22 protein-coding genes and 7 tRNA genes are annotated in these 25,344 nt (G+C 53.5%); 13 read left to right on the top strand and 16 right to left on the bottom strand.

All coding sequences use genetic code 11. The features are described from left to right. Positions 1–74 precede the first annotated feature (74 nt). The 4 genes from cysQ (at position 75) to L2731_RS12835 (ending at position 3,513) form a co-directional block, all read left to right on the top strand. Positions 75–872 (top strand): 3'(2'),5'-bisphosphate nucleotidase CysQ, encoded by a 798-nt coding sequence (gene cysQ, locus L2731_RS12820; protein ID WP_249253467.1) that lies wholly within the window; start codon positions 75–77, stop codon positions 870–872. Between the two features lie 184 nt (positions 873–1,056). Further along, the gene (gene mak, locus L2731_RS12825; protein WP_249253469.1) at positions 1,057–1,947 is read left to right on the top strand and encodes a fructokinase; all 891 of its coding nucleotides are present in this window, start codon (positions 1,057–1,059) and stop codon (positions 1,945–1,947) included. Between the two features lie 90 nt (positions 1,948–2,037). Next, positions 2,038–2,778 carry a YdcF family protein gene (locus L2731_RS12830; protein WP_249253471.1) on the top strand — a complete coding sequence of 247 codons (741 nt, stop codon included), beginning with the start codon at positions 2,038–2,040 and terminating at the stop codon, positions 2,776–2,778. A gap of 66 nt (positions 2,779–2,844) precedes the next feature. Further along, on the top strand, positions 2,845–3,513 hold the full coding sequence (locus tag L2731_RS12835) for a DUF2982 domain-containing protein (protein WP_249253473.1): 669 nt from the start codon (positions 2,845–2,847) through the stop codon (positions 3,511–3,513). 77 nt (positions 3,514–3,590) lie between these two features. Here the strand turns inward: L2731_RS12835 and L2731_RS12840 are convergent, their stop codons facing one another. From L2731_RS12840 to galE, 3 genes are all read right to left on the bottom strand, one after another. Further along, positions 3,591–4,070: a bactofilin family protein gene (locus L2731_RS12840; protein WP_249253476.1), complete on the bottom strand. Its 480-nt coding sequence runs from the start codon at positions 4,068–4,070 to the stop codon at positions 3,591–3,593. Positions 4,071–4,182: 112 nt separating this feature from the next. Next, positions 4,183–4,659: a ferredoxin-type protein NapF gene (napF, locus tag L2731_RS12845; RefSeq protein WP_249253478.1), complete on the bottom strand. Its 477-nt coding sequence runs from the start codon at positions 4,657–4,659 to the stop codon at positions 4,183–4,185. 46 nt (positions 4,660–4,705) lie between these two features. After that, positions 4,706–5,719: a UDP-glucose 4-epimerase GalE gene (gene galE, locus L2731_RS12850; protein WP_249253480.1), complete on the bottom strand. Its 1,014-nt coding sequence runs from the start codon at positions 5,717–5,719 to the stop codon at positions 4,706–4,708. A 530-nt stretch (positions 5,720–6,249) separates the two neighbouring features. Here galE and phhA point away from each other — a divergent pair. From phhA to maiA, 5 genes are all read left to right on the top strand, one after another. After that, positions 6,250–7,047: a phenylalanine 4-monooxygenase gene (phhA, locus tag L2731_RS12855; RefSeq protein WP_249253481.1), complete on the top strand. Its 798-nt coding sequence runs from the start codon at positions 6,250–6,252 to the stop codon at positions 7,045–7,047. A gap of 30 nt (positions 7,048–7,077) precedes the next feature. Then, entirely contained in the window at positions 7,078–7,416 is a 339-nt protein-coding gene (locus tag L2731_RS12860) for a 4a-hydroxytetrahydrobiopterin dehydratase (RefSeq protein WP_249253482.1), read from the top strand. Positions 7,417–7,649: 233 nt separating this feature from the next. Then, complete coding sequence (gene tyrR, locus L2731_RS12865; protein ID WP_011865236.1) at positions 7,650–9,194, top strand: transcriptional regulator TyrR; 1,545 nt, start codon at positions 7,650–7,652, stop codon at positions 9,192–9,194. Between the two features lie 243 nt (positions 9,195–9,437). Then, positions 9,438–10,424 carry a fumarylacetoacetate hydrolase family protein gene (locus L2731_RS12870; protein ID WP_249253483.1) on the top strand — a complete coding sequence of 329 codons (987 nt, stop codon included), beginning with the start codon at positions 9,438–9,440 and terminating at the stop codon, positions 10,422–10,424. A 103-nt stretch (positions 10,425–10,527) separates the two neighbouring features. Next, positions 10,528–11,172, top strand: a complete 645-nt coding sequence (maiA, locus tag L2731_RS12875) for a maleylacetoacetate isomerase (RefSeq protein ID WP_249253484.1) — start codon at positions 10,528–10,530, stop codon at positions 11,170–11,172. A 23-nt stretch (positions 11,173–11,195) separates the two neighbouring features. Here maiA and L2731_RS12880 read toward each other — a convergent pair whose 3' ends face one another. After that, positions 11,196–12,086: a LysR family transcriptional regulator gene (locus L2731_RS12880; RefSeq protein WP_249253485.1), complete on the bottom strand. Its 891-nt coding sequence runs from the start codon at positions 12,084–12,086 to the stop codon at positions 11,196–11,198. Between the two features lie 166 nt (positions 12,087–12,252). Here L2731_RS12880 and L2731_RS12885 point away from each other — a divergent pair, with 166 nt between their 5' ends. Next, the gene (locus tag L2731_RS12885) at positions 12,253–13,470 is read left to right on the top strand and encodes an MFS transporter (RefSeq protein ID WP_249253504.1); all 1,218 of its coding nucleotides are present in this window, start codon (positions 12,253–12,255) and stop codon (positions 13,468–13,470) included. A gap of 21 nt (positions 13,471–13,491) precedes the next feature. Here L2731_RS12885 and L2731_RS12890 read toward each other — a convergent pair whose 3' ends face one another. The 12 genes from L2731_RS12890 to L2731_RS12945 all read right to left on the bottom strand — a co-directional run bounded on the left by L2731_RS12890 (position 13,492) and on the right by L2731_RS12945 (position 22,470). Next, complete coding sequence (locus L2731_RS12890; RefSeq protein ID WP_249253486.1) at positions 13,492–14,859, bottom strand: sigma-54-dependent transcriptional regulator; 1,368 nt, start codon at positions 14,857–14,859, stop codon at positions 13,492–13,494. Positions 14,860–14,861: 2 nt separating this feature from the next. Further along, complete coding sequence (locus tag L2731_RS12895) at positions 14,862–16,688, bottom strand: sensor histidine kinase (protein WP_415837024.1); 1,827 nt, start codon at positions 16,686–16,688, stop codon at positions 14,862–14,864. An 83-nt stretch (positions 16,689–16,771) separates the two neighbouring features. Further along, on the bottom strand, positions 16,772–18,169 hold the full coding sequence (locus L2731_RS12900; RefSeq protein ID WP_249253489.1) for a TRAP transporter large permease: 1,398 nt from the start codon (positions 18,167–18,169) through the stop codon (positions 16,772–16,774). Further along, positions 18,169–18,807, bottom strand: coding sequence for a TRAP transporter small permease (locus L2731_RS12905; RefSeq protein ID WP_239850112.1), 639 nt, complete (start codon positions 18,805–18,807; stop codon positions 18,169–18,171). The genes L2731_RS12900 and L2731_RS12905 overlap by 1 nt, the downstream gene beginning before the upstream one ends. Before the next feature lie 86 nt (positions 18,808–18,893). Beyond that, complete coding sequence (locus tag L2731_RS12910) at positions 18,894–19,859, bottom strand: TRAP transporter substrate-binding protein (RefSeq protein WP_162484108.1); 966 nt, start codon at positions 19,857–19,859, stop codon at positions 18,894–18,896. A 309-nt stretch (positions 19,860–20,168) separates the two neighbouring features. Beyond that, positions 20,169–21,401, bottom strand: coding sequence for an MFS transporter (locus L2731_RS12915; protein WP_249253491.1), 1,233 nt, complete (start codon positions 21,399–21,401; stop codon positions 20,169–20,171). 141 nt (positions 21,402–21,542) lie between these two features. After that, positions 21,543–21,770 carry a hypothetical protein gene (locus tag L2731_RS12920; RefSeq protein WP_041510714.1) on the bottom strand — a complete coding sequence of 76 codons (228 nt, stop codon included), beginning with the start codon at positions 21,768–21,770 and terminating at the stop codon, positions 21,543–21,545. Positions 21,771–21,922: 152 nt separating this feature from the next. After that, a tRNA-Val gene (locus L2731_RS12925) sits at positions 21,923–21,998 on the bottom strand. Between the two features lie 38 nt (positions 21,999–22,036). Beyond that, positions 22,037–22,112, bottom strand: a tRNA-Val gene (locus L2731_RS12930). A gap of 38 nt (positions 22,113–22,150) precedes the next feature. Continuing rightward, positions 22,151–22,226 (bottom strand) — tRNA-Val (locus L2731_RS12935). 58 nt (positions 22,227–22,284) lie between these two features. Beyond that, positions 22,285–22,360, bottom strand: a tRNA-Val gene (locus tag L2731_RS12940). A gap of 34 nt (positions 22,361–22,394) precedes the next feature. Continuing rightward, a tRNA-Val gene (locus tag L2731_RS12945) sits at positions 22,395–22,470 on the bottom strand. A 950-nt stretch (positions 22,471–23,420) separates the two neighbouring features. On the opposite strand from L2731_RS12945, the gene gltX reads away from it, so the two are divergent. The 3 genes from gltX to L2731_RS12960 all read left to right on the top strand — a co-directional run bounded on the left by gltX (position 23,421) and on the right by L2731_RS12960 (position 25,165). After that, positions 23,421–24,830 carry a glutamate--tRNA ligase gene (gene gltX / locus L2731_RS12950; RefSeq protein ID WP_249253493.1) on the top strand — a complete coding sequence of 470 codons (1,410 nt, stop codon included), beginning with the start codon at positions 23,421–23,423 and terminating at the stop codon, positions 24,828–24,830. A gap of 103 nt (positions 24,831–24,933) precedes the next feature. Further along, positions 24,934–25,009, top strand: a tRNA-Ala gene (locus L2731_RS12955). Positions 25,010–25,089: 80 nt separating this feature from the next. Continuing rightward, positions 25,090–25,165 (top strand) — tRNA-Glu (locus L2731_RS12960). The last annotated feature ends 179 nt before the right edge of the window (positions 25,166–25,344 follow it).

Consider the following 25,344-nt stretch of genomic DNA (forward strand, 5'->3'; position numbering starts at 1 on the left):
GATCAAATTGTTATTAAATTCTTAGGCCCAGAGATGGCATACTAAGGCAATCTAGGGCGAAGAGAATTTATATTGTGAGTCATATATTTAAGCAAGAATGGTTAGGTGAGTTGGTCGAGATTGCCAAGGCCGCGGGCGAGGCCATCATGCAGGTTTATGCCAGCGAACAGATGGATGTTCAGGCCAAGGCCGATGATAGCCCAGTGACTGCTGCCGATCTGGCCAGCCACAAGGTGATTGTCGAGGCGCTGGTTCGTTTGACTCCGGAGATCCCCGTGATGTCCGAAGAGGCCGCCGATATTCCCTGGGAGACCCGCAAACAGTGGCAGCAATATTGGCTGATCGATCCGCTGGATGGCACCAAGGAGTTCATCAAGCGTAACGGCGAATTTACCGTTAACATCGCCTTTATCGACAAGGGGCGCGCCATGGCTGGTGTGGTCTATGCCCCCGTGCTGGACAAGTGTTATTACGGCGCCCTGCATCTCGGTGCCTGGCTGGCCAGTGCCGATGGGTTAACCGATTTGAACCAACTGGTTAGCGCGGCGCCGAGCGTTCCCAGGGTTGTCGGCAGTCGTTCCCATGTGAGCCCAGGCCTTGCAGCTTACCTTGAGACTTTAGGCGAGCATGAAATGACCAGCATCGGCAGTTCGTTAAAGTTTTGCCTATTGGCCGAGGGTAAGGCGGATATCTATCCGCGTCTCGGGCTCACCAGTGAGTGGGACACGGCGGCCGCGCAGGCGGTATTGGAGAGTGTCGGTGGCAAGGTGGTGAACGCCGATAACGGCCAGGTGCTGGACTATAACCAGAAAGAAGCGATTTTAAATCCCTATTTTATCGCCACCGCAAAGCATTGGGGCGATAAGCAATAGCATTCACAGTAAGTGAGCAACAATAGCGTAACAAGAACGTTTGAAAACAAGGCAGGTTTTTTCGATAAGTAGTTATTCTACAATCAAAAATACTAACGCAGTTATCGGACGTTTTAACAAGCTAGGATGGTCAGCTATTTACTCGGATTGGTATTAGATAACGAGAAGAAGATTGGAGCAGAGTATGATGAGAATGGGTGTAGACCTGGGGGGCACTAAGATTGAGCTGGTGGCCCTGAGTGAAGCCGGTAAGGAGCTGTTTAGGAAGCGGATCCCCACACCGCGTGAATATAATGCGACCCTGGATGCCATCGAATCGCTCGTCAATGAGGCGGAAACTAGCCTGGGGCAGACAGGCAGTGTGGGCGTAGGTATTCCCGGCGTGATTTCCCCCTTCTCAGGCTTAGTTAAGAATGCCAACTCTACCTGGATCAACGGTCACCCCCTGGATCTGGATCTCGGTGCACGCCTTGAGCGCGAGGTGCGGGTGGCCAATGATGCCAACTGTTTCGCCGTTTCCGAGGCGACAGATGGAGCAGCCGCAGGTAAGGGGTTGGTGTTTGGGGTGATCATAGGCACTGGCTGCGGCGGCGGTATCGCCATCAACGGCAAGGTACATGGTGGTGGCAATGGCATCGGTGGTGAGTGGGGCCATAATCCGCTGCCCTGGATGACGCCCGACGAGTTTAACTCGACCGAATGCTTCTGCGGCAACAAAGACTGCATCGAAACCTTTATCTCCGGCACCGGCTTTGTGCGCGACTATAAGGCCGCCGGTGGCGATGCTCCGAGCGGTATCGAAATCGCCCGTCGTATGGAGGAGGGCGAAGCATTGGCAACTGCGGCATTTGAGCGCTTTATCGACCGTTTGGCGCGCTCGCTGGCCCACATGATCAACATGCTCGACCCTGACATTATTGTTCTGGGCGGCGGCGTCTCAAATATTGACGCCATCTACCCGAGATTGCCCGAAGTCTTGTCAAAGTACGTGCTGGGCGGTGAATGCCGCACCCCCGTGGTGAAAAACATGTATGGGGGCTCATCCGGGGTTCGCGGCGCAGCCTGGCTCTGGTAATGACTTTCTCTGCTAATGACTTCCTTGCAACCCTAGGTTACACTTGCCCCCACTTTTCATTGGGGGCAAAGCATAGGGGCAAGGATAGCCATGTTCTGGGTAAAAAAACTGATTTCACAACTCTTAATGCCGATCCCTCTGTCGGTATTTTGTCTGTTTATCTCGATTCTGATCCTGCGGCGCAGAAAGTTTGTTAAGGCGCTGATCACTCTCTCTTTTACCCTCTTGTTGCTGCTGAGCAGTCAATGGGGCAGTTATCAATTGACCGCATCGCTCGAAGGGCAATACCCAGTCAATAACGACCCGATTGAAAACGCCTGCGTGGTGATGGTGCTGGGCAGTGGTCATGACTCGACTATTGCCGATCGCGCCACCTTGCAACTCTCTGCCACGGCGCTGGCTCGTCTCACCGAAGGCGTGAGACAACTCAGCCTAGGCCAGGACTGTCAGCTAGTGGTCAGCGGCTGGGGCGGTAGCGACGAAGTGCCGCAGGCCCAGGTGATGGCTAATGCGGCGATGGAACTCGGGGTGAAGCCAGAGCAGATTATCCAGTTTCCGCTGGCCAAGGATACCCTGGAAGAGGCGGAGTTTCTCAAGTGGGAGATAGGTGAGAGGCCTTTTAGGCTGGTCACCTCGGCCACTCATCTGCCAAGAGCCATGATGATCTTCCATCTGGCAGGCATGAATCCTCAGGGGGCGCCGGCAGACTTTATCGCTCGGGGCGGCTACTGGTGGCAACTGGATGCCCGTAATCTGTTAGCCTCCCAGCGTTCTATCCATGAATATTTGGGTCAGACCTGGCTAAAGATTAAATTTTCGCTGTCTGATTGAGTTGCCTAGCTTAGCGAGGCATCAGCACAGAGGCGCTAAGGGCGCCTGGAGAAGTACTTGGAGCGTATGGAGCAAGAATCTATCGTTATTCGCGCGGTAACCAAGCGTAACGCGCGCACCTTTACCCTGATTGGTGCCATCGCCTTGGTGTGTGCCCTGATGATGTTTGTCGCCTCCAGAGCCCTGATGGGACCAGGGATGGTCAGCTTCATCTTCGGCATGATCTTTACCGTTCTCGGGATAGCCAAATGGATGCAACCCGAGGTGAGCATAGAGTTGAGGCCCAGGGGATTGGTGTATCACCATCATAGGGGGAGTATCTATCTTGAGTGGGATAACATTCAACGGGTCGATATCCCCCGCAGCATTCAGTCGTTTGATAGCCATGACCTGCCCTACATAGGTGTCAGGCTGAAATCCCTGTTGCCGCTTATCGACGATATTCCGCCCAGGCTGGCGACCGGGCTATTGAGCGAGCAGCGTCCGCTGCTGATCTCCTCCCTGAACCTAGATGGTGAGCTTGCGGACCTTGAGCACTATCTTAACTCAGAGTTCACGCCGATCACCCTAGAAGGCTGTGACTTGAGTGGGGTACAGGCAATGTTCGCCCGGCGCTGCATGCAGCTCAACGCCCAGCTTGGTTACCATGTTTACCTGCCGGAAGATTGTTTAGACAGATCGCCGCGGGAGTTTATTGCGCTGGTTCGGGAATATAAAAACAAGGCCACACAATAGTGTGGCCTTGTTAGCTTAACTTTTACCGAAATTAGATGTTACTGTAATCAGATGGGGCTTTACTCATCCGGCTCGTATTAGGCTGATTTAGTTAGCTCTTTAAAATAATTGTCGAGCTGAGACTCGGCCTCAGGCTCGGCATTGGTTTCGGTTTCAGATTTGGTGGCAGGTTTGGTACTAGTGTTAATCACTTGGGTATCTGGTTCGCTGGCAAGCAGGGCGACCTCTTCTCGAACGCGCATACCGATAAACTGACCGCCTTCGAAGATCTCCATCGAGTTACAGGCGATCTCGCCCTCGACGCTGCCCGTGCTGGTGATGTTCAGCTTTTCACACTTCATCTTGCCCTTAAATGCACCAGAGACCTTAATCTCCTTACACTGCAGCTCGCCTTCGATATAGCCATCGACTTCGATAGTTAGCTTACCGGTAGCGCTGATCTTTCCCTGAAGCTCGCCGCCGATAAGAGCCTCTCCGGCAAAATGAGTTTCCCCTGATAATTTAGTCCCTTGCGCAATGAAGGTGAGACCTGCTTTGTTATTTTTCTTTCCAAACATAATGATTAACTTTTTTGCCTGTTTTGCCCAATATTACCCTTAAACTTTGTGCAACAAAACCACTAATATTTGGCACAGCCTGTCAGTTTTTTGGCAATCTTGACTCTAGTGGTTAGCTGAGTTTGATCGATTGGTTGGGGCAGGGCGCGACACAGGCGCCGCAGCCGTTGCACAGTTCGGTGTCGACCACAGGCTTGGGGGCCTGGCCTATGCTGGCGGTAAAGCTGATGGCCCTGGGGTCGCAGGCATCTTTGCAGGTCTGGCACCAGATGCCGCTGTTGGCCAGGCAGCTCTGATCGATACTGGCTTTTATCTCCCACGGGGTGTCTTCGATATCGGTAAATAGCGGCTCGGGACAGGCCTTGACGCAGTCGCCACAGAAGGTGCACTCGTCCTGACTGAAGCTGACCTCGGGAAAACCACCATCGCCCCGGGAGAGGATTTTCGTCTCACAGGCATCGATACACTTATCGCAGCGGGTACAGATATCGGTAAACTCTACATCTGTGCGGCTCCAAGGGGGGCGGATCACTTGGCTCTTGCGGCGACTGAAGAGGTTACGGCGGCTTTGGTTGATACGATTGCTCATAGATTCACTTGCTATCAAATAGGGGGCTAAGCCCCCTGAGGTTGATTTAGGCCTTGTAGCCATTCGGGTTAGAGGACTGCCAGTGCCAGCTGCTGTTGGCCATATCTTCTATGGTGTGGGTGGCTTGCCAGTTTAGCTCTGTCTGCGCCTTGTACGGGTCGGCGTAGCAGGCGGCGATATCGCCGGGGCGACGGGGTGATATCTGGTAGGCGATGGTATGGCCGCAGGCCTTCTCGAACGCCTTGACCATATCCAGTACGCTATAGCCCTGGCCTGTGCCCAGGTTATAGGTGACCAGTCCAGGTGCTGTGTTGAGTTTTTCAAGCGCTTTTAAGTGGCCCTTGGCCAGATCGACCACATGGATATAGTCGCGTACTCCTGTGCCGTCATGGGTGTCGTAGTCGTCGCCGAAGACGCTGAGCTTCTCACGCTTACCCACGGCGACCTGTGCGATAAATGGCATCAGGTTGTTGGGAATATCGTTGGGATCTTCGCCGATGAGTCCGCTCTCGTGGGCGCCCACAGGGTTGAAGTAACGCAGTCTGGCGATGTTCCAGCTGCTGTCTGAGTGGTGCAGATCCTTGAGGATATGTTCGACCATCAACTTAGACTGGCCGTAGGGATTGGTGGCGCCTGTGGGGAAGTCTTCCGTAATGGGCAGCGAGGCCGGGTCGCCATAGACAGTAGCCGATGAGCTAAACACCAGGTTTTTCACATTAAACTCGGCCATTACCTCACATAGCACTAAGGTACCGGTGACATTGTTTTCATAATAGCGTAGCGGTTGGGCCACTGACTCGCCAACCGCCTTAAGACCGGCAAAATGGATCACTGCGTCTATATCATGGTCGGTAAACACCTTCTGCAGGAAGGCCTTGTTGAGCACGTCGCCCTGATAGAAGGTGACCGCCTTGCCTGTGATCTGCTCGACCCTTACTAGGGCTTCGACGCTGGAGTTGCTTAAATTGTCTATGATGACTACCTGTTGATCATCATTAAGTAGCTCAACGACAGTATGGCTACCTATGTAGCCTGCGCCACCCGTGACTAAAATCGTCATTAATCTTTATCCCGTTGTAAATCTGATACTAATATTTTGAGGTCGTCGGCAAAATCCCTGCCAACCCCGTGATGGCGTAGCGCGAATTCAACTTTGGCTGCGCAAATGCTCTTTTATTCTAATAAAAAGGATATGAAAAGTCAGGAGATTTAGGCGCTTTGACCGGTGTGTTCTTGGCTCTTGCCCAAAGATTATGGCGTTAGCGATCTGGTGATGAGCAAAGGTGATGCTGATGTTTGCTAGTTTGGGATGCAATAGGTGATGAAAAAGACCTTTACACAATATTGTCCCAGCGGGCTAAACAGATGAAATTGATGTTAAAGTCGGCATTTGTGTCGAGAGTGTTACATGGCGAATTTAAGGTAACCTATTTATTTAACTGGATTTAATTTTCAAGTGTGAAGCTGGTGTAAATTTTAGGTTACATCTCGGGCGGCGCGGCAGCCAAATTATAAAGTGTGATCCTGTTAACAAACTCTGGCGTTTAGTCAAATATGGAGGCAGGAGCAGTCATTTGTGTTGTATTTATCATGAGTAAACAAACCAAGTATCAGGCCAGACTGCCTGATAGCCAAGGGTTCATCCAATACCCTGACAATGAAAATGAGATCTGGCAAGCGCTGTACGACAGACAGAAGGGCAATTTGCCCCACTATGCCTGTGATGCCTATCTGAAAGGGCTCGAAGATCTTGCCTTGCCTGCAGATCGCATCCCGCAGCTCGGCGAAATAGACGCTGTGCTGCAACAGGCCACAGGTTGGAAGACGGCCGCCGTGCCGGCGCTGATCTCGTTCGAGAAGTTTTTCCAGCTGCTGGCGAACCAGGAGTTTCCGGTCGCCACCTTTATCCGCAGCAAGGAGGAGTTCGACTACCTGCAGGAGCCCGATATCTTTCACGAGATCTTTGGTCACTGCCCGCTGCTGACCAATCCCTCATTTGCCCGTTTCTCTCACGAATATGGTAAGTTGGGTCTGGCCGCCTCGAAAGAGGAGCGTGTCTTTCTCGCCAGACTCTACTGGTTCACCGTGGAGTTTGGTTTGATCCGTCAGGCCAACGATGAGCTGAAGATCTATGGCGGTGGCATATTGAGCTCGCCCGGTGAGACCCTTTACGCCATGAGCGATACGCCTGTGGTGAAGCCTTTTGATCTCATTGATATCTTAAGGACACCTTATCGCATCGATATCATGCAGCCTATTTATTATGCTATTGATTCAATTGATTATTTAGACGAAATCGTCAAAATGGACATCATGGGCGCCGTGACTAAGGCACGCCAGCTCGGCCTTCATGCCCCTATGTTTGAGCCAAAATCGAAAGCCAGTTAAAGCCAGTTAAGAAAACAAGAAGGAAGAAGTATGACTGAATTAGCCCAAATGAAATGCGAAGCCTGTCAGGCCGACGCACCTAAGGTGACCGATGCCGAGTTGGCCGAGCTGATCCGCATGATCCCAGACTGGGGCGTCGAGGTACGTGACGGCATCATGCAGCTTGAGCGTGTCTATAAGTTTAAAAACTTTAAGCTGGCGATGGAATTTACCAATAAATTAGCAGACTTAGCCGAGAAAGAGTTCCATCATCCTGGCATTCTAACCGAATGGGGCAAGGTCACCGTGACCTGGTGGTCTCATTCGATCAAGGGGCTGCACCGCAACGATTTCATCATGGCGGCCAAGACAGACCAGTTATTGGATTAAGTTAAAATTGGCTTAAAAACAGCGTCATAGCCTAGCTATGGCGCTGTTTTTTTGGTCGCTTCTCGAATCTGGTGTAAACAACTCTTGCCACAAATCTCATTACACACTAACGTATAGGCGTTTTATCGGCATTTATGCGTGGCGTGTCACACTTTTTCTGGCATGAGACGCAACCATGCTCGCGATAATCCCAAAAACCGTGAAGTAATAAATATAAAAAGGGACGAAAGGGTATGCGCTTAGAAGTAAGTTGCATCGACCGCGTGGGTCTAGCAAAAGACATTCTGGTGATCCTCGAAGGCTATGGCATTAACCTGATAGCCATCGACGCCAGTAATCAGGGATTTCTCTATCTGCAGTTTGCTGAAGTTAACTTCGATGTGCTCAGCGAGCTGCTGCCGTTAATCAGGAAGGTGGAAGGGGTGCACGACGTGCGCACCGTGTCATTCATGCCCTCCGAGCAGGAGCATTACGCGCTCAAGACCTTGTTGAAGACGCTGCCGGATTCTGTCTTCTCCATCGACGTCAAGGGGCGAATTCGCATCGTCAACGAGTCGGCGCTGATGACGGTTAACATGGGCGAGCACGAGGTGCTCGACGAACCGCTGAACCATTGGGTACAAGGCTTTAACTTCAATCGTTGGCTCAGCGAGCCTTTGGTGCTGGCCCAGGCCACCCGGGTCAACATTGGTCAGAGCGAATACCTGGCCGAGATGCTCCCCATCTATCTGCCCGACGAGAACGACAAGACCATCTTGGCCGGCGCCGTGGTGTCGCTCAAGTCGCCTGCGCGGGTCGGCAAGCAATTTAACGCCCTACAGAATCAGACCACAGGCTTTGAGAATGTGCTGGCGGTCAGCGACAAGATGAAAGAGGTGCTGGTGCAGGCCAGACGCATGGCGCAGCTCGATGCGCCTCTGCTGATCACCGGCGAAACCGGCACGGGCAAGGAGCTGATGGCCAGAGCTTGTCACGATGCCAGCATGCGCCGCGAGCATCCCTTTATTGCCATTAACTGCGCCGCCATGCCAGATAGCGCCGCCGAAGAGGAGCTCTTTGGTTACGTCAGCGGCGGCGAGGTGGTCAAGCGCGGCTTCTTCGAGGAGGCTAAGGGCGGCACAGTCTTCCTAGACGAGATCGCCGAGATGTCGAAGGCGGCCCAGGTCAAGCTACTGCGTCTGCTGCAGGATGGCACCTTCCGCCGTGTGGGCGGCGATGTGGAGGTGCGCTCGGATGTGCGCATCATCTGTTCGACCCAGAAGAACCTGGCCGAGCTGTGCCAGACTGGGGAGTTCCGCGAAGATCTCTACTATCGTATCCATGTGCTGAGCTTCCATATGCCCTCGCTCCGCGAGCGCAAGGTGGATGTGATCCCCCTGACCGAGATGTTCCTCGAGCATTATAGCCAGCAGCTGTCGATCCCGATTCGCCGTATCTCGGCCCCATGCCGTGAGCATCTGCTGGGCTACGCCTGGCCGGGTAACGTGCGCCAGCTGAAAAACGCCATCTTCCGTGCGGTATCCATGTGGGATGGCTCGGCGGAGCTGACGGTGGATCAGCTCAAGCTACCGTCATATGCCGAGGGCTTTGGCTATTTCGATCATCAGTTTGAGGGCAGTCTGGATCAGGCGATGAAGCAGTTTGAGGCGAGTCTGCTAAGACGCCTCTATCCGGCTTATCCGAGCACCCGTCAGCTGGCGAAGAAGCTCGGGGTGTCCCATACGGCCATCGCTAACAAGCTGAGGGAATATAAGATCAGCAAGCAAAAAGGGATGTAAAACCTTATTGCCAGTTGGCTGGCGGTTTTCTAGGCGGAGACAAGGCCGAAACCCCATGGATTTGGGGCAATTTCTGTCTGTAATGAATTATTTACAAAATTGATTGTTGAGGGAAGGAGTGTGATTTGTATCACGCTATTCCTATCTTGAGGCGCATAGGGTATTTCTATGCCAAATTGATAGTCCCAGACCCAACGGGTTGCCCCTTGGGTCTGACAAGAGAAGAATTCGATAGGAGTGGGTATGAAGTTAGCAAGTTATAACAACGGCCGTCGCGACGGTCAGCTGATGCTTGTGAGTAAGGATCTAACCAAGGCTGTTGCCGTACCAGCCATAGCGCACACCATGCAGCAGCTGCTCGACGCCTGGGATCTGCTTCAGCCGCAACTGCAAGAGCTTTATGAGGCGCTAAACCAAGGCGTGCTCGACAACGCGGTCGACTTCGACGAGAGCAAGTGTCTGTCGCCGCTACCACGTGCCTACCAGTGGGCCGACGGTAGTGCTTATGTTAACCACGTTGAGTTGGTGCGTAAGGCCCGCGGCGCCGAGATGCCAGAGTCTTTTTGGACAGATCCTCTGGTTTACCAAGGCGGGTCTGACAGCTTTATCGCCCCTAAGGCGGATATCGAGCTGGCCAGCGAAGAGTGGGGCATAGACTTCGAATCTGAAGTAGCGGTGATCACCGATGACGTGCCTATGGGCATAGATGAGGCGTCGGCAGAGAAGCATATCAAGCTTCTGATGCTGGTGAATGACGTGTCGCTGCGCAACCTGATCCCTGCCGAGTTGGCCAAGGGCTTTGGTTTCTTCCAGTCTAAGCCATCGAGCAGCTTCTCGCCTGTGGCCGTGACCCCGGATGAACTGGGTGACAAGTGGCATGAGTCTAAGGTGCACCTACCGCTGATCACTCACCTGAACAACGAGCTGTTCGGCAAGCCAAACTGTGGCGTCGACATGACCTTTAACTTCAGTCAGTTGATCGCCCATTTCACCAAGACTCGCCCACTGGGCGCCGGCGCCATCATAGGCTCGGGCACCATCTCTAACTATGATCGCAGTGCTGGCTCTAGCTGTCTGGCCGAGACCCGTATGTTGGAGACCATTAGCGACGGTAAGCCATCGACTTCATTTATGCGTTTCGGCGATCGCGTGCGTATCGAGATGCTGGATGAGAACGATAATTCCATCTTCGGTGCCATCGACCAGCAGGTGGTCGAGTACAAAGGGTAATTATCGGCTTTATTACCGATATCGGGGCAGCCAAGGTTGCCCCGTTTTTGTAACCGCCGTAAGTAAAGGCAGGTTAGTGCCAAGGAAACAGAGGAGCTGTGTGATGAAATTATTGGGCTACTGGCGCTCCAGCGCCGCTTATCGGGTGCGTATCGCATTGAATTTGAAGGGACTGGATGCAGAGCTCGAATCCGTGCATCTGGTGAAGAATGGCGGCGAGCAGCACCTGCCTGAGTACGCTGCGCTCAATCCCCAGGAGCTGGTGCCAACCCTGATCGAGGGCGACAACGAATTTGTCTTGTCTCAGTCGCTGGCGATCATCGAATATCTCGACGAGCAGTATGGCGGCACCTTGATGTTGCCAAAGACGCCCAAGGCGAGGGCCGAGGTGCGCGCCATGGCGCTCTCTATCGCCTGTGAGGTCCACCCTCTGAATAACCTCAAGGTGTTGCAGTATCTGACCAATACCCTGGCGCTGGACGAGGACGCTAAGAATGCCTGGTACCATCACTGGATCCACCAGGGCTTTAGCGCGTTCGAGAAGCAGCTGGAAAAGCATGCCGGCACCTACTGCTATGGCGATGAGGTGACCCTGGCGGATCTCTGCTTGATCCCTCAGGTCTATAACGCCAATCGTTTCAAGGTCGACTTAGGCGCTTATCCCAACATTCGCCGTATCTGGGACAACTGCCATAAGCTAGAGGCCTTCCTGTTGGCGGCGCCCGAGCGCCAGGCGGATGCCATCTAGGTGACTAGGCCCTTAGCATGCCGCTAAGGGTTATTCATCAAAAACTCGACGAACGCCCTGTCGGCCAGCCCGATGGGGCGTTCTCTATTCCAGGCAATATGCAGGTCCAGATGCACCGCAGGTGAGAAGGGGATGGCGCGGATGGGATCTCTTGCCTCGATCACCATCTCTAGCACACTTGTGATGGCAAAGCCCTGGGCGACCACCTGTTTAATCAGGTTGATAAGGTTGGTCTCGAAGGCGATATTGACCTCGAGATCCAGCGCCTTGGCTTGAGACAACATCCATTCGCGGTGGAAATAGCCGGGCTTAAACATCACCAGTTCCTGCTCGAAGAACTGCTCCAGGGTGATCCCCGAGTGCTCCGCCAACGGGTGATCCTCACCCACGGCCACCACCATCTGCTCCCTGAGCAGCAGATGGCTGTCGAAGTTAGGCTGCAGGTCTTGCCCCGTGATGATGGCGATATCCACCTCTTCGTTTTGCAACATCCGCAGGCTGTCGCGGGTGCCGCCTTCAAACAGTGACAGCTTAAGATCCGGATACCTGTGCCTGAAGGCCATCAGGCGCGAGGGCAGGTAGTAGGACCCCAGCATGCCCGGCACTGCGATGCGCACCTCGCCCTTGGTGAGGTTGGCCATCGACTTAATATGGGCCTCGGCCTGTTTGACCTGCTTGAGGATCAGCCTGGCGTGTTGCGCCAGTGCCTCGCCCTCGGCGGTGAGAGTGAGACGGCTGCCGTCCTGGCCGCGGTAGTGCTTGTTGCGATTGATAAGCGTGACCCCGAGGGACTCTTCGAGACGTTTTATCCCCTGACTCAGGGCGGGCTGGGCGATGTTGAGCTGCTTGGCCGCCAGGGTAAAACTGCCCCGAGTCGCGAGCGCCTCTAACTGCCTAAGCTGTTTGATATCCATGTTTTACCACCCCGGGTGAAGCCTTGTCGCTTAAAGGCGCATTGCTATCGGTTTGAACCTTGAATCGTCGATAACAAAATATTATTGACATCATATATATAATCTATTTTTGTTATGTTAGCGCCGGTGCTAGCCTGTGTCTATCTCTCCTTTTGAGCGCGAAATCATGACCGCCAGCCGTGCATTACAACTTCGTCTGATCTGGGGCCTGTCGCTGGCCTCTGTGGTGATCTACATCAACCTGTATATGGTGCAGGGAATGTTGCCGCTGATCGCAACCAGTTTTCACGTGTCGCCGGCCCATGCCACCCTGTTGCTGTCGGTGACCAGCTTCTCCATGGCCTTTGCGCTGCTCTTCTATGCCACTCTGTCGGACAAGTTCGGCAGGCGTAAGCCGCTGCTGTGGAGCCTGGCCCTGTTGGTGGTGGCGGATATCATGTTGATCTGGGTGCAGGATTTCTCGGCGCTGGTGGCGGTAAGGCTTTTTCAGGGGATACTGCTGGCGGCTGTGCCCGCCATCGCCATGGCCTATTTTAAGGATCTGCTCGATACCAGCGTGCTGCTCAAGGCCGGAGCCATCTATATCGGGGCCAATAGCTTAGGCGGCATCGCGGGGCGCCTGATTGGCGGCCTGATGACTAAGTATCTGAGCTGGGTAGAGGCCATGGGGTTGGTGAGTGTTTTGACCCTTGCTGGCGTGGTGGGCGTGTTACTGTTATTGCCGCGCCTCGACCGGGTGCGGATCCGTCGCCGTCAACACAAGAGTGGCTTCGGGCTTGCCGATCTTAAGGGGTTTGGCCTGCACCTTGGCGATGCCACCCTGGTGAAGCTCTATCTTCTCGGCGCGCTGGCCTTCATGGTGATGGTCAATCAGTTTAGCTATATTCAGCTGCACCTGATGCAGGCACCGTTTCACTGGGGCAAGTTTCAGGTGACGCTGATCTTCCTCTGTTATCTGAGCGGCACCTATGCCTCGTTTCGCTCGGCCAAGTGGGTGACGCGCCTGGGACGCCAGCCGCTGTTTATCCTCTCGGCGGTGATGATGTGTGTCGGCAGCCTGGTCACCTTAGGGGATACCAGCAGCGCCATCGTTATCGGTTTCCTGCTATCGAGCTTCGGCTTCTTTACCTTCCACAGCGTCTGCAACGCCTGGGTGGCGCAGCGCGCCCAGCAGCACAGGGCCAAGGCCACGGCGCTCTACCTGTGTAGCTACTATCTGGGGGCGGCGCTCGGTGGGCCTTACTTGTTGCCGTTCTGGCAGCATTGGGGCTGGAGCGGTGTGGTCGGCGGCAGCCTGACCCTGCTTAGCGGCGTGATTTTTATCGTAGTGATGCTGCAACGCACCCACAGGCCGCGCACGCCGCTATTGGATGCGGCGGGCTAAAGGGCTAATGTGTTTGCGGACTTAGTTGATAAAGGTCTTTCGGTTGAGGCCGAACTTCTGCATCTTGTCATAGAGGGTCTTACGTGGCAGCTCCAACTGCTCCATGGTGAGCTTGATGCTGCCCTTGTTGTTACTCAGCGCCTCTTCGATCAGCAGGCGCTCGAAAAACTCCACCCGCTGCTGCAGCGACATGTTGGCATTGAGTTGACTGCTCTGTCCCAGAGAGGTGGCAAAGGCCGCCTCAGGGCCTAGGAGCACGTAGCGCTCGGCCAGATTACGCAGCTCCCTGACATTGCCGGGCCAGTCGTGGGAGACCAGCTGGGCCGTATATTCCGCCGTCAGAGGGATTAGCGCCTTGTGATAGCGGGCCGAGGCGACCCGGGCAAAATGCAGGAACAGCAGGCCAATATCTTCGCGGCGCTCTCTCAGGGCCGGAATAGGCACAGTCACCAGATTGAGACGATAGAGGAGATCCTGGCGAAATTCACCTGTGTCGCACAGGCTCTTGAGATCCACCTTAGTGGCGGCAATGATGCGAATATCCAGGTTTATGCTCTTGTTGGAGCCGAGGCGCTCCACCTTCCTATCTTCCAGCACCCTTAGCAGTTTCACCTGCAGGGAGAGTGGCGTGCTCTCGATCTCATCGAGAAACAGGGTGCCGCCATTGGCATACTCGAACTTACCGATACGTGTCTTATCGGCGCCGGTGAAGGCGCCAGATTCGGCGCCAAACAGCTCGCTCTCTATGATGGTCTCGGGGATAGCGCCGCAGTTGATGGCGACGAAGTTGGCCTCGGCTCTAGGGCTGTGGTCGTGCAGGTAGCGGGCGACCAGCTCCTTGCCCGTGCCCGTCTCGCCTTCGATCAATACATCGGCAGGCATATCGATCACCTGATGGATGATGTGGCGCATCTGCTTGATCCCCGGGCTGTGGCCCAAGATACGCGGCCCCGGCGTGCTCTGGGATTCCAGCTCGCGTTTTAGGCTGCGGTTTTCCAGGGTCAGCGCACGTTTATCCAGCGCGCGCTTGGCGATATCCAGCATATGCTCGTTGTTAAAGGGTTTCTCGATAAAATCATAGGCACCCTGTTTCAGCGCCTGCACCGCCATGGCGATATCGCCGTGTCCAGTCAGCAGTATGATGGGAATATCCTTGTCCTGGGCCAGCAGGGTGCGCATCAAGGAGAGGCCGTCGATATCCGGCATGTTGACGTCGGAGATCACTATGCCGGGCCAGTTGTCGGGCAGGCCAAGGCCAATCTGTTTGGCGTCGGTGAGGGCTAGGGCGCGGTAGGATTCTAGTTCAAACAGCTGCACCAGCGCCGAGCCAATCAGAGGCTCGTCATCGACGATTAAGATATCGTATTGATTAAAAACTTGATTCTGCATAGTTAGTTTCCTGACGCATGTATGGGCAGTGTGATCTGGAAGATGGCGCCGCCTTGCTCTCGATTGGCAACGCTTATCTTACCCTGCATCGCCTCGACGATGCGCCTGGAGATAGATAGCCCCAGGCCCAGCCCCTGGCGCGAGCTGGTGTAGTAGGGGTCGAAAATCTTCTGCATCTGGCTCTCGTCTATGCCTGTGCCCGTATCTTCTATGGTGATCTCCAGACGATTGCTCACCACGACGCTGATGATCAGCTGTTTCGGGCTGCAGGCGCGCATGGCGACCATGGCATTGCTCATCAGGTTGATCAACACCTGCTGCAGCCTAATCGGGTCACCCCAGATGAGCGTCTCACACTCTGTATTGTTCAGCACGAGATCGATCCCCTGTTTGTCCACCTCTGGCTGGATGATTGTCAGGGCATCCTTGATGCATTGTGCCACGCTAATCGCCTTGTCATTGCCCTTGCTCTTGCGGGTAAAGCTCTTAAATTGCGACACTATGGCCGCCAGCCGATCGGTCAGCTCTATGATGGTCATTATGTTGCTGGAGACATCATCCCACTTGGCGCGGGAGAGCAGTGTCTGGGTGTTCTGTGCATAGCTACGAATCGCCGCCAGCGGCTGGTTGATCTCATGGTTGATGCTGGCCGACAGGCTGCCGATCACTGTGAGCTTGGCGGCCTGGATCAACTCATCCTGGGCTTCCTTCAGCTGCTGATGGCTAGTTTCTAGCGCCTGGGTGCGCTCCTTGACCCTCTGCTCTAGCTGCTCGTGGGCCTGGCGCATGCGGCGGGTATTCTTACGCTTCTCTATGGCGAACAAGAGCGCCAGCGCGCACAGCAGGTAGAGGGCGCCATAGAGCAGGAGCAGCGGCGGCAGCGAGCGGTAGATGGGCGCCATCGGCGAGAGGATATGCACCTGCCAGTCGGCATCGCTCATGAAGGCGGCGTTATCCATAAATTCGGCGCCTTGCTTATCCTTGCCAATCTGGTAAATCCGGTAGTCTGCTGCCAGTGAGGCGGCAAAGGGCGGCTCGATCGCCAGCGGCCTGATGTCACGATTGGCGTAGCGTCTCGATGTCTCGATACGCTGTTTGAGCTGATGAGTCACTGGTGTTAGCGCGGTGAGGCGCCATTCCGGTCGGCTGGAGAGGAAGATGATATGGTCCGGGTCGCTGATAGCGAACTCGTAGTTGCTGCCTCTGGCCATGCCCGTACTCTGCTGCTCTATCTCGGTGACATCGACCTTCACCACGATAGCGCCTAACACCTTGGCCTCGTCCTGGCTGGGTGTCACTGGATAACCATGGCTATAGATGGGATAGGAGAAGTAGTAACCGCGTTTGTTTGAGCTGGTACCGACCGCGAAATAGCGTCCCATCTTGCCTTCGATGGCGTCCTTGAAGTAGGGCCTGAAGGCATAGTTCTTGCCGATAAAGGAGTAGCTCTGCTGCCAGTTACTGGCGGCGATGGCGTCGCCGTTTACATTCACCAGATAGATGTCCAGCGCCTCTGTGATGCTCTGGATCTCTTCCAGATAGCGATTGAGCTGCGTGATGGTATCGGGATCGTCTTGCTGTAACAGCGCGCTTGCCAGCAGTGGGTTGGTCGAGAGTACATGGGGAATGCTCTCATAACGACTGAGGGAGCCAGAGAGGAAGCTGAGCAGCTCTTTCATCTGAGCGTTGGATTGTTGCCGCGTCATCTCATAGCCATGTTCCAGATGGAACCAGTAGGCGACGCGCAGGGTAAAGGCGAGGCCAAGTAGTATGATGAAGCCGACGCCGAGGTATTTTCTTCTTGTTATCATTTTCGACATAAAAGGCATGTCCAATTGAAAAAGCGAGCCTGAAAGGGAGTTGTTAATAACCCGTTTCAGACTCGCCCAATTGTTAAGCAAAATCAAGTGTTTTAATAACCGTTTAACTTATCAATGTATTCAGGCAGGAACAGGGAGATCTGCGGAATATATGTGATCAGCACCAGGAAGAAGAGCAGCAGTGCCAGCCAAGGGACACAAGATTGGATCACCCATCCCATGCTGCGGCCGGTTATCCCCGCGGTGACAAACAGGTTGAGGCCTACGGGCGGCGTTAGCATGCCGATTTCCATGTTGACCACCATGATGATGCCAAGATGGATAGGATCTATCCCCAGCTGGGTGGCTATGGGGAACAAGATAGGCGCCATGATCAGCAAGATGGCCGATGGCTCCATGAAGTTTCCCGCGGCCAGTAGCAGCAAGTTGACTATGATGAGGAAACCCCAAACGGGTAGTCCCATGCCCACTATGGTCTCGGCGATCAGATGCGGAATACGCTCTGTGGTCAGCACATGGGCGAACAGCATTGCGTTGGCGATGATGAACAGCAGCATGATGCTGACCTTGGCGCCATCGCGCACCACGTGGCGTATCTCCTTGTCGGCCGGGGTCTTGAACACAGCGAGCACCATAAAGCCCAGGTTACGCAGCACGGCTCTTGGCAGCGACTCGCCGCTATCGCGCCAGCTGACGTTTTTCAGTGGGCCTATGTCGCGATAACCAAATACCGCGATGAAATAGGCGTAGACGCAGGCGACGGCTGCCGCCTCGGTCGGGCTGGCGATACCGCCGTAGATGGAGCCCAGTACGATGAGGATCAGTGCAAGGCCACCCATCGCCTTCGCGCTCGATATGGCCAGGGGGCGAAAACCGGGGAAGGGCCTTGAAGGCAGCTTCTTGATGCGGGCCACGATATAGATGGCGAGCATCAACAAGAGGCCCATCATCAGACCGGGGATAAGCCCCGCCATGAACATGCGCGCCGCAGAAACTTCGGTTGCTGCCGCATACACCAGCATGACGATAGAGGGCGGGATCAGGATCCCCAGGGTGCCCGAGGTGGTGATCACCCCAGCGGCAAATTTCTCTGGGTAGCCGGCCCGCACCATGCCGACGATGACGATAGAGCCGATGGCGGCGACCGTGGCGGGCGATGAGCCCGATACCGCGGCAAACAACATGCAGGCCATCACAGAGGCCATGGCTAGGCCACCGCGGATGTGGCCCACGCTGTCCATGGCGAAGTCGATGATGCGCCGGGCGACGCCGCCGGTAGACAGGAAGGCCGACGACAGAATGAAGAAGGGGATCGCCAGCAGGGTGTAATGCTCCGAGGTGGATTCATAGAGTTTCAATGCCACCGAGGCTAATGAATCATCGGAGAAGAGCAATATGGTCAGCATGCTGGAAAAACCAAGCGCGATGGCGATGGGCATGCCCAGCAGCATACAGATAAACAGGCTGAGAAAGAGGGTTGCTATAGTCATTATTTTTCATCTCCAGGCTGTTTGTCGTCGGCCTGAGCCTCTTGATCGATAAGGTGCATGCTCTCCTTGGCCTCATCGGCGAAGGCGAAGCCATCTGTCTTGTCGGTGATGATGGCCAGAGCAAGTTGCAAAAAGCGCCAGGTAAGCAGAATAAAGCCGATAAGCAGTATGCTTTGGGAGATCCACAGGGGGACGGCCGGCTCCTCGACGTCGATGCGCAGGTATTCCCAGGCAAAGTCACCGTCTAATCCGCCGATGAGAAAGTGGGGCAGGTCAATATCTTCCATCGGCACACCGATCTGATACATCTTTGCCAGGTATTCCCAGCTGCCGAATAAGAACATGCCGCAGTAGACTAAGCAGATAGTGACGGCCAAGATGGCGGTATACTTACGTCCCCTTCTAGGCAGTTTTTTGACAAAGGCATCGACCCCTATGTGGGCGCCGACCTTGACGCCATAGGACATGCCAAATAGCACGAACCAGCCGCAGATGGTGAGCGTCAGCTCCTGGATCCACAAGAAACCTGTGTTAAAGAAGAAACGAGCGATCACCTCGACAAAGACCAACAGGGTCATTGCGGTGATCAAGGCGTTAAGTACCACCTCTTCGATATGAGAAAAAAAGCGAGACATCATCTCTAGGACTCCTCAAATAGGAAAGAGGCCGAATGCCGTGGAAACGGCCTCAATGCATTCCTATTAAATTAGGGGGTTAGCGCTGATTATTCGTTTGCGGCAACGGCGGCATCGATAAGATCTTTACCTATCTTATCTTCGAACTGTGCCCATACAGGTTTCATGGCGTTGACCCAGGCGGCGCGTTGATCTGGGCTCAGGTAGGTGATCTCAGAGCGCTTAGAGTCGATGATGGCCTGCTTGTCTTTGTTAACCTTGGCGGCGGCGATATCGTTACCGTAGGCAATCGCTTCATCCAGTGATGCCTTGATCACCTTGCGCTTGTCGGCGGGTAGCGACTTCCAGAAGGTGTTTGAGGTGACCACCATGTAGTCGAGTACGCCGTGGTTACTCTCCGTGATATTGCTCTGTACTTCGTAGAACTTCTTCGAATAGATGTTAGACCAGGTATTTTCCTGCCCATCGATGGCACGGGTCTGTAGCAGAGTAAAGACTTCCGAGAAGGGCTTCTTCACCGGAATGGCATCGACCGCCTGGAACTGCGCAGCCAAAACGTCTGAGGCCATTATGCGGAACTTCTTACCTTGGGCATCTTCCGGCAAGATCAGCGGGCTACTGGCCGAAAATTGCTTCATGCCATTGTGCAGATAACCCAGGCCGACGACACCTTTACGTTTCATCGAATTCAGCAGCAGTTGGCCGGCATCGCTCTGTTGGAAGCGGTTAACGGCGTCCATGTCTTTGAACAGGAAGGGCAGATCGAATATCTGCAGCTTCTTGGTGTAGCGCTCGAACTTGGACAGCGATGGTGCCACAAATTGCACATCGTTAAGCAACAGGGCGGAGAGCTCGTTGTTGTCACCAAACAGCTGAGAATTTGGGAACACGTTTACCTGATACTCTCCGGGTAGACGCTCTTCTACGAGTTGCTTGAACTTCAGTGCCATTTGGCCTTTAGGGGTGTTTTCGGCAACCACATGGGAAAACTTAATTTCCGTTGGTGCCGCCCAGCTGTTCAAGCTGGTTCCCAAAATTGCGGCGATTGAGGCCATCTTGACGATCTGTTTGATAAAGGTACAGGTGTTGAGTCTGGTCATTTTGTTATCCCTATAATTGTTAATCCTTCAGTGCCTTAGGGCGACTGACGGTTCACTATGTGCTTAACTCAAAGAAATTATAGGCAAGGACTAGGCCAAAAATGTTTAAATTATGTAAATGGCTTTATATCAATGTGTTGCTGCGTGTTGGTTAAATGGTAAACAGGACGACTTGGGGAGAATGTCGCCCATTGGTTGTAGTCGGATGGGTGGAAACTCACCCATTTAGGCTGGCCGAGTTGTGATGCGTGTCACGCGCTATGGTTAACTGTGCGCTGGCCAGTATTGTCGTCTGAAGTGACCGTGATATAGGACGGCTCCGGCACCCGCCGCGCACAGGGCGCCGATCAACAGGACGATTTTAACATCGAACATGGCTAACAGTCCGCCGAGAAGCGCTGCCAGCAGGTTACCGACACAGAAGATGGTCACCAGCATGCCCATCAGCTGCCCCTGCGGCCTGTCCTGATAGGCATGGGACAGGTAACTTGGCAGGAAACTGTTATAGATGGCGATGCCCGCACCTATGGTCATGAAGGTGAGCAGATAGCTGGCATTGGTGAGATAAGGAAAGCAGGCCAGAGAGGCGCCAAACAGCGAGATGCCTACCAGACTCGCGCCGGCGTGGGTGAATCTGCGCTGTAACACAGGGGTAAACCAGATGCTGGTGGCGATCATGCAGCCGGTGAGTAGCACAGTGACCCAGCTGATCTGCGCCGGCGTAAAGGCCGCCTGCTGAACCAGATGCAGCGGATAGAATTCATAGTAGAAGTTAACCCCCATGGTCAGTAGCAGATAGAGCAGAAAGAAACGTCTCAGAGCCGGCTCTCTGAGCAGTACCAGGCTAGAGCCTTTCTCTGCGTTGGCCTTGGTTTCGTCGAGCTGACGTGGCAGCAGCCAGTGACTCAGCAGGGCACAGAGGATGCAGGCAATGGCCGCGGCGCCGAATACCATCTCCATTCCCCACTCAATGAGGTAGCCGCCCGCCAAGGGCCCAAGCAGATAACCGCCGTAACCCATGGCGCTGATTAGCGAGAAACTGCGCGTCTTATCGATTTGTGGGTGCAGATCGGCCGCTATCGCCCTGGCAATGGCGATATTGCCCTCGCATATCCCCGTGAGTAAGCGAGCGAGACAGAAGAGGACAAACTGCTCAGAATGGGCGGCGAAGGCAGTGAGCCCATAGCCCATGACGCTGCCGAGTAGCGTAAGGCTGAGCATACGCTTGCGCCCATAGGTGTCAGACAGGCTACCGATGAAGCTGCCGCCTATGATGATCCCCAAGGGATAGATGCCTAAGACTATGCCCATCAAGAATGCGCTGGGCAGCCCCATAAATTGGGTGAGGGGAGAGCTGTTGTCATGAAAAAGTGGTGCCAGTACTGGATAAGGCAGTGCAATGCCTGCCACACTGATCAGGGTTACGATTAAGGTGACGCCGAGAATGCGCTGGGCCGTCTGTTCGGGAGCGGTTTGTACTGAGTCGGTGGCGTTCATGACAGCTTTTAAAAGAATGAATAGATAGCACTACTCTACATCAGCAGTCTTTTAAGTAAAGTATTTTGTTTATTTAATTGAGTGGAGGGAATTGGAGCTTTGTTAACTTATTTATTTTATTGAATTAACGTTAGAGTCATCTTATTTGGGCGGATTGATACGCTTAAGAATAGCCTCACTGGGCAGCAGTTCCAGGTGACCCTGGGCATCGAAATACCAACCCGTGATAAAGCCTTTCTGTCGCATGGTAACCAGATTTTGCATCACCTCCTTGGCTTCGATCATCGCTTCCTGCTCATCGCATTCATGGGTGAGTTTAAGGTACGCGGCAATGCTTGCCAGCGACGCAGATTGAGTGACATCGGCCATGTTCAACCACCTTGAGTAGTACTTGGTTTGAGCAAAGTCTTAATGAAGAATAGTTGAGGCTAAGGGATTCGCAATAGCGATAAGCGGCGGCAAAGGCTTGCTGCTAGGCTGTTTGATTATAAATAGGGGAGTGAAGCAAAGAAGCGGAAATATGGTGGTCGATACTGGGCTCGAACCAGTGACCCCCTCCTTGTAAGGGAGGTGCTCTCCCAGCTGAGCTAATCGACCTGGGACTGTGTGTGATTTATCATTTCATAGCTATGCTATGGTGGTCGATACTGGGCTCGAACCAGTGACCCCCTCCTTGTAAGGGAGGTGCTCTCCCAGCTGAGCTAATCGACCTGGGACATTATTATATTCGATATTCTCTCATGAAGAGATGGTGGTCGATACTGGGCTCGAACCAGTGACCCCCTCCTTGTAAGGGAGGTGCTCTCCCAGCTGAGCTAATCGACCTGGGAATATCTCACAACATTAAACTCGATGCACCACATATTCAATCAAAGATAAAATATGGTGGTCGATACTGGGCTCGAACCAGTGACCCCCTCCTTGTAAGGGAGGTGCTCTCCCAGCTGAGCTAATCGACCTGGGACACATCAAATTTTATTACCATACAGTGTATGGTGGTCGATACTGGGCTCGAACCAGTGACCCCCTCCTTGTAAGGGAGGTGCTCTCCCAGCTGAGCTAATCGACCTCGCTGTGTGGGGCCGTATTATAGGGGGGAACGATCTACTGTCAACGCTTTTTTCGAGAAAATAATGAGTCCGGTTCAAATTTGTTCGGATCGTCTTAATGTTAAACAAATCAGGATGATTTCTGATGGCGCCTTGGCGAAAGCCTGTACAGAAGGGGGCTTTCGCTCGCTGGTTCGAGTCAATAATCAGCAGGGGTGAGTAAGGAAAATAGGCATGAGGGATAAAAACTGTCGTGTAAAGGGACGAACAAAAGAGAAGTTGCTCGTCTTTACTGCCTACTTCTTAGTTTGGCTGGGCAAGATAACTTGGCATTAGTACAAGTAAGCTGGCTTTATATGTAGAGATAACTCGACGTCTGCATTATCTATAAGTCGATACAGGCCATAAGGGGAGCGAGTCATTTGCCGCTCGCGGATTCTCTACTGCTGGTACATGAGCTTTATACGGGGGTGATTAGGATGATTGCTAATAAGTACTTGCTAACAGCCCATGTAAATAGGATTTGCAAAAACTTACTTAATATAAGGGAGGCTCACTAGTGTCTTGAATCTGGGGAGGGCCCATAGGCGCATAGTCATCTCTTTTATCTATACTTCTTTTTCTACGCATCTTCCATCCCTACTGCTTTCTATCTTTATAGCTTTCTATCTTTACCGCTTTTATCTTTCGTCGTGCCTATTGATATGGATGAAGCCTGTCGCCTCTTAGTGACAAGGGGCGGGTTAGTTAGGTGGCAGTTTGGCGTGACTAATGAGAGCTCGGCATTTCTATGCGGTAAGTGACCGAGACGAGCTTGTGCGTTGTGACGGGGCGGTCACCTTTTTTGGTCTCGGGCCGGGTGCTATTGGTCTGGCTATTTTCTCTTATCCCATTTGGCTGTTAGAATAGCGACCACATTAAATAGCTCAGTCTATATTTAGACATTTCGATAACAGGTTACTGTCCCATTATGACGATTAAGACGCGTTTTGCTCCAAGTCCTACCGGTTTTCTTCACGTAGGTGGTGCTCGTACTGCACTTTATTCATGGCTCTATGCCCGCGCTAACCAAGGTGAGTTTGTATTACGTATCGAAGATACAGATCTCGAACGTTCAACACCTGAAGCCTGCGCAGCAATCTTAGAAGGTATGGAGTGGCTTGGACTGAACTGGGATGAGGGTCCGTACTATCAGACTAAGCGCTTCGATCGTTACAACGAGATCATCGCCCAGATGCTAGAGCAGGGCACCGCCTATAAGTGTTACTGTAGCCGCGAACGTATCGAGACGATGCGTGAAGAGCAGGCCGCCAAGGGTGAGCAGCAAAAGTATGATGGTTGCTGCCGTGATAAGGCGCCGCGCGATACCGATGAGCCTTTTGTGGTTCGTTTTAAAAACCCAACCGAGGGTAGTGTGGTGTTTGACGATCACGTGCGTGGTCGTATCGAGATCTCAAACGACCTACTCGATGACTTGATCATTGCCCGTACTGACGGCACACCGACCTATAACTTCTGCGTGGTGGTCGACGATTGGGATATGGGCATCACCTGTGTGGTACGTGGTGAAGATCATATCAACAACACGCCGCGTCAAATTAACATTCTTAAGGCGCTTAATGCGCCTGTGCCTGAGTACGCTCATGTGGCGATGATCTTAGGTGATGATGGTGCCAAGCTGTCTAAGCGTCATGGCGCTGTCGGTGTGATGCAGTATCGCGACGATGGTTACCTGCCAGAGGCGCTACTTAACTATCTGGTACGCCTGGGCTGGTCTCATGGCGATCAAGAGGTCTTCTCTATCGATGAGATGAAGCAGCTCTTTAGCCTGGATGATATCAATAAGGCGGCGTCTGCCTTTAATACCGAGAAGCTTATTTGGTTGAACCAGCACTATATGAAGGAGCTGGCGCCTGAATATGTGGCCAAGCATCTCGAGTGGCACATGCAAGATCAAAACATAGACACCTCAAATGGCCCTGCATTGGCCGAAGTGGTCACCGCCCTGGCCGAGCGTGCCAAGACGCTAAAAGAGTTGGCCGCCTCTAGCCGCTACTTCTATGAAGACTTTGCCGAGTTTGATGAAACTGCAGCGAAGAAACATCTGCGTGGCGTGGCGTTAGAGCCGCTACAACTGATACAGAAGAAATTTGCCGAGCTAGAAGAGTGGAATGTTGAAGTAATTCACCAGGCGATCGAAGCCACTGCCGCCGAATTGGAGCTTGGCATGGGTAAGGTGGGTATGCCACTGCGTGTTGCCGTAACTGGTGCCGGTATGTCGCCTGCTGTAGATTTAACCGCTTTCCTCGTTGGAAAGGCCCGTTGTGAGCAAAGAATCTCCAAAGCGATTGAATTTGTAGCAAATAGAATAAATTCCTAAAAAACGAGTTGACACTTTTGGGTGTGCTGCATAGAATGCGCCTCGCAGTTGAGACACAGCCGGCAGATGCTCGCGGTGCACTCAAAGGTGACAAGTTAGGTAAGGGGCCTTAGCTCAGCTGGGAGAGCGCAACACTGGCAGTGTTGAGGTCAGCGGTTCGATCCCGCTAGGCTCCACCATCTAATTTGAAAGCGTTGAAGCAATAGCCTACTGGCTTCAATGAGTATTCACTCGATACGGAGTATAACGTATCACCAGTGTCCCATTCGTCTAGAGGCCTAGGACACCGCCCTTTCACGGCGGTAACAGGGGTTCGAATCCCCTATGGGATACCACTTTCTTGAGTGGTTGACTGCATAAGTTGACGATTCGATAGCGTTGAAGCAATAGCCTACTGGCTTCGACGAGTATTCACTCGATACGGAGTATAACGTATCAACAGTGTCCCATTCGTCTAGAGGCCTAGGACACCGCCCTTTCACGGCGGTAACAGGGGTTCGAATCCCCTATGGGA

The organism is Shewanella aquimarina (assembly GCF_023349185.1).
In the GTDB taxonomy this organism is placed as follows: domain Bacteria; phylum Pseudomonadota; class Gammaproteobacteria; order Enterobacterales; family Shewanellaceae; genus Shewanella; species Shewanella aquimarina.

Bases quoted from the DNA above. Each gene is read 5' to 3' on its own strand.
- L2731_RS12870 (WP_249253483.1), top strand. From the start codon at position 9,438: ATGAAGTTAGCAAGTTATAACAACGGCCGTCGCGACGGTCAGCTGATG.
- galE (WP_249253480.1), bottom strand. From the start codon at position 5,719: ATGACGATTTTAGTCACGGGTGGCGCAGGCTACATAGGTAGCCATACT.
- L2731_RS12895 (WP_415837024.1), bottom strand. From the start codon at position 16,688: ATGCCTTTTATGTCGAAAATGATAACAAGAAGAAAATACCTCGGCGTC.
- L2731_RS12860 (WP_249253482.1), top strand. From the start codon at position 7,078: ATGACTGAATTAGCCCAAATGAAATGCGAAGCCTGTCAGGCCGACGCA.
- L2731_RS12890 (WP_249253486.1), bottom strand. From the start codon at position 14,859: ATGCAGAATCAAGTTTTTAATCAATACGATATCTTAATCGTCGATGAC.
- L2731_RS12915 (WP_249253491.1), bottom strand. From the start codon at position 21,401: ATGAACGCCACCGACTCAGTACAAACCGCTCCCGAACAGACGGCCCAG.
- napF (WP_249253478.1), bottom strand. From the start codon at position 4,659: ATGAGCAATCGTATCAACCAAAGCCGCCGTAACCTCTTCAGTCGCCGC.
- L2731_RS12840 (WP_249253476.1), bottom strand. From the start codon at position 4,070: ATGTTTGGAAAGAAAAATAACAAAGCAGGTCTCACCTTCATTGCGCAA.
- L2731_RS12910 (WP_162484108.1), bottom strand. From the start codon at position 19,859: ATGGCCTCAATCGCCGCAATTTTGGGAACCAGCTTGAACAGCTGGGCG.
- gltX (WP_249253493.1), top strand. From the start codon at position 23,421: ATGACGATTAAGACGCGTTTTGCTCCAAGTCCTACCGGTTTTCTTCAC.
- L2731_RS12920 (WP_041510714.1), bottom strand. From the start codon at position 21,770: ATGGCCGATGTCACTCAATCTGCGTCGCTGGCAAGCATTGCCGCGTAC.
- phhA (WP_249253481.1), top strand. From the start codon at position 6,250: ATGAGTAAACAAACCAAGTATCAGGCCAGACTGCCTGATAGCCAAGGG.
- L2731_RS12830 (WP_249253471.1), top strand. From the start codon at position 2,038: ATGTTCTGGGTAAAAAAACTGATTTCACAACTCTTAATGCCGATCCCT.
- L2731_RS12885 (WP_249253504.1), top strand. From the start codon at position 12,253: ATGACCGCCAGCCGTGCATTACAACTTCGTCTGATCTGGGGCCTGTCG.
- L2731_RS12900 (WP_249253489.1), bottom strand. From the start codon at position 18,169: ATGACTATAGCAACCCTCTTTCTCAGCCTGTTTATCTGTATGCTGCTG.
- mak (WP_249253469.1), top strand. From the start codon at position 1,057: ATGATGAGAATGGGTGTAGACCTGGGGGGCACTAAGATTGAGCTGGTG.
- L2731_RS12835 (WP_249253473.1), top strand. From the start codon at position 2,845: ATGGAGCAAGAATCTATCGTTATTCGCGCGGTAACCAAGCGTAACGCG.
- L2731_RS12880 (WP_249253485.1), bottom strand. From the start codon at position 12,086: ATGGATATCAAACAGCTTAGGCAGTTAGAGGCGCTCGCGACTCGGGGC.
- maiA (WP_249253484.1), top strand. From the start codon at position 10,528: ATGAAATTATTGGGCTACTGGCGCTCCAGCGCCGCTTATCGGGTGCGT.
- L2731_RS12905 (WP_239850112.1), bottom strand. From the start codon at position 18,807: ATGATGTCTCGCTTTTTTTCTCATATCGAAGAGGTGGTACTTAACGCC.
- tyrR (WP_011865236.1), top strand. From the start codon at position 7,650: ATGCGCTTAGAAGTAAGTTGCATCGACCGCGTGGGTCTAGCAAAAGAC.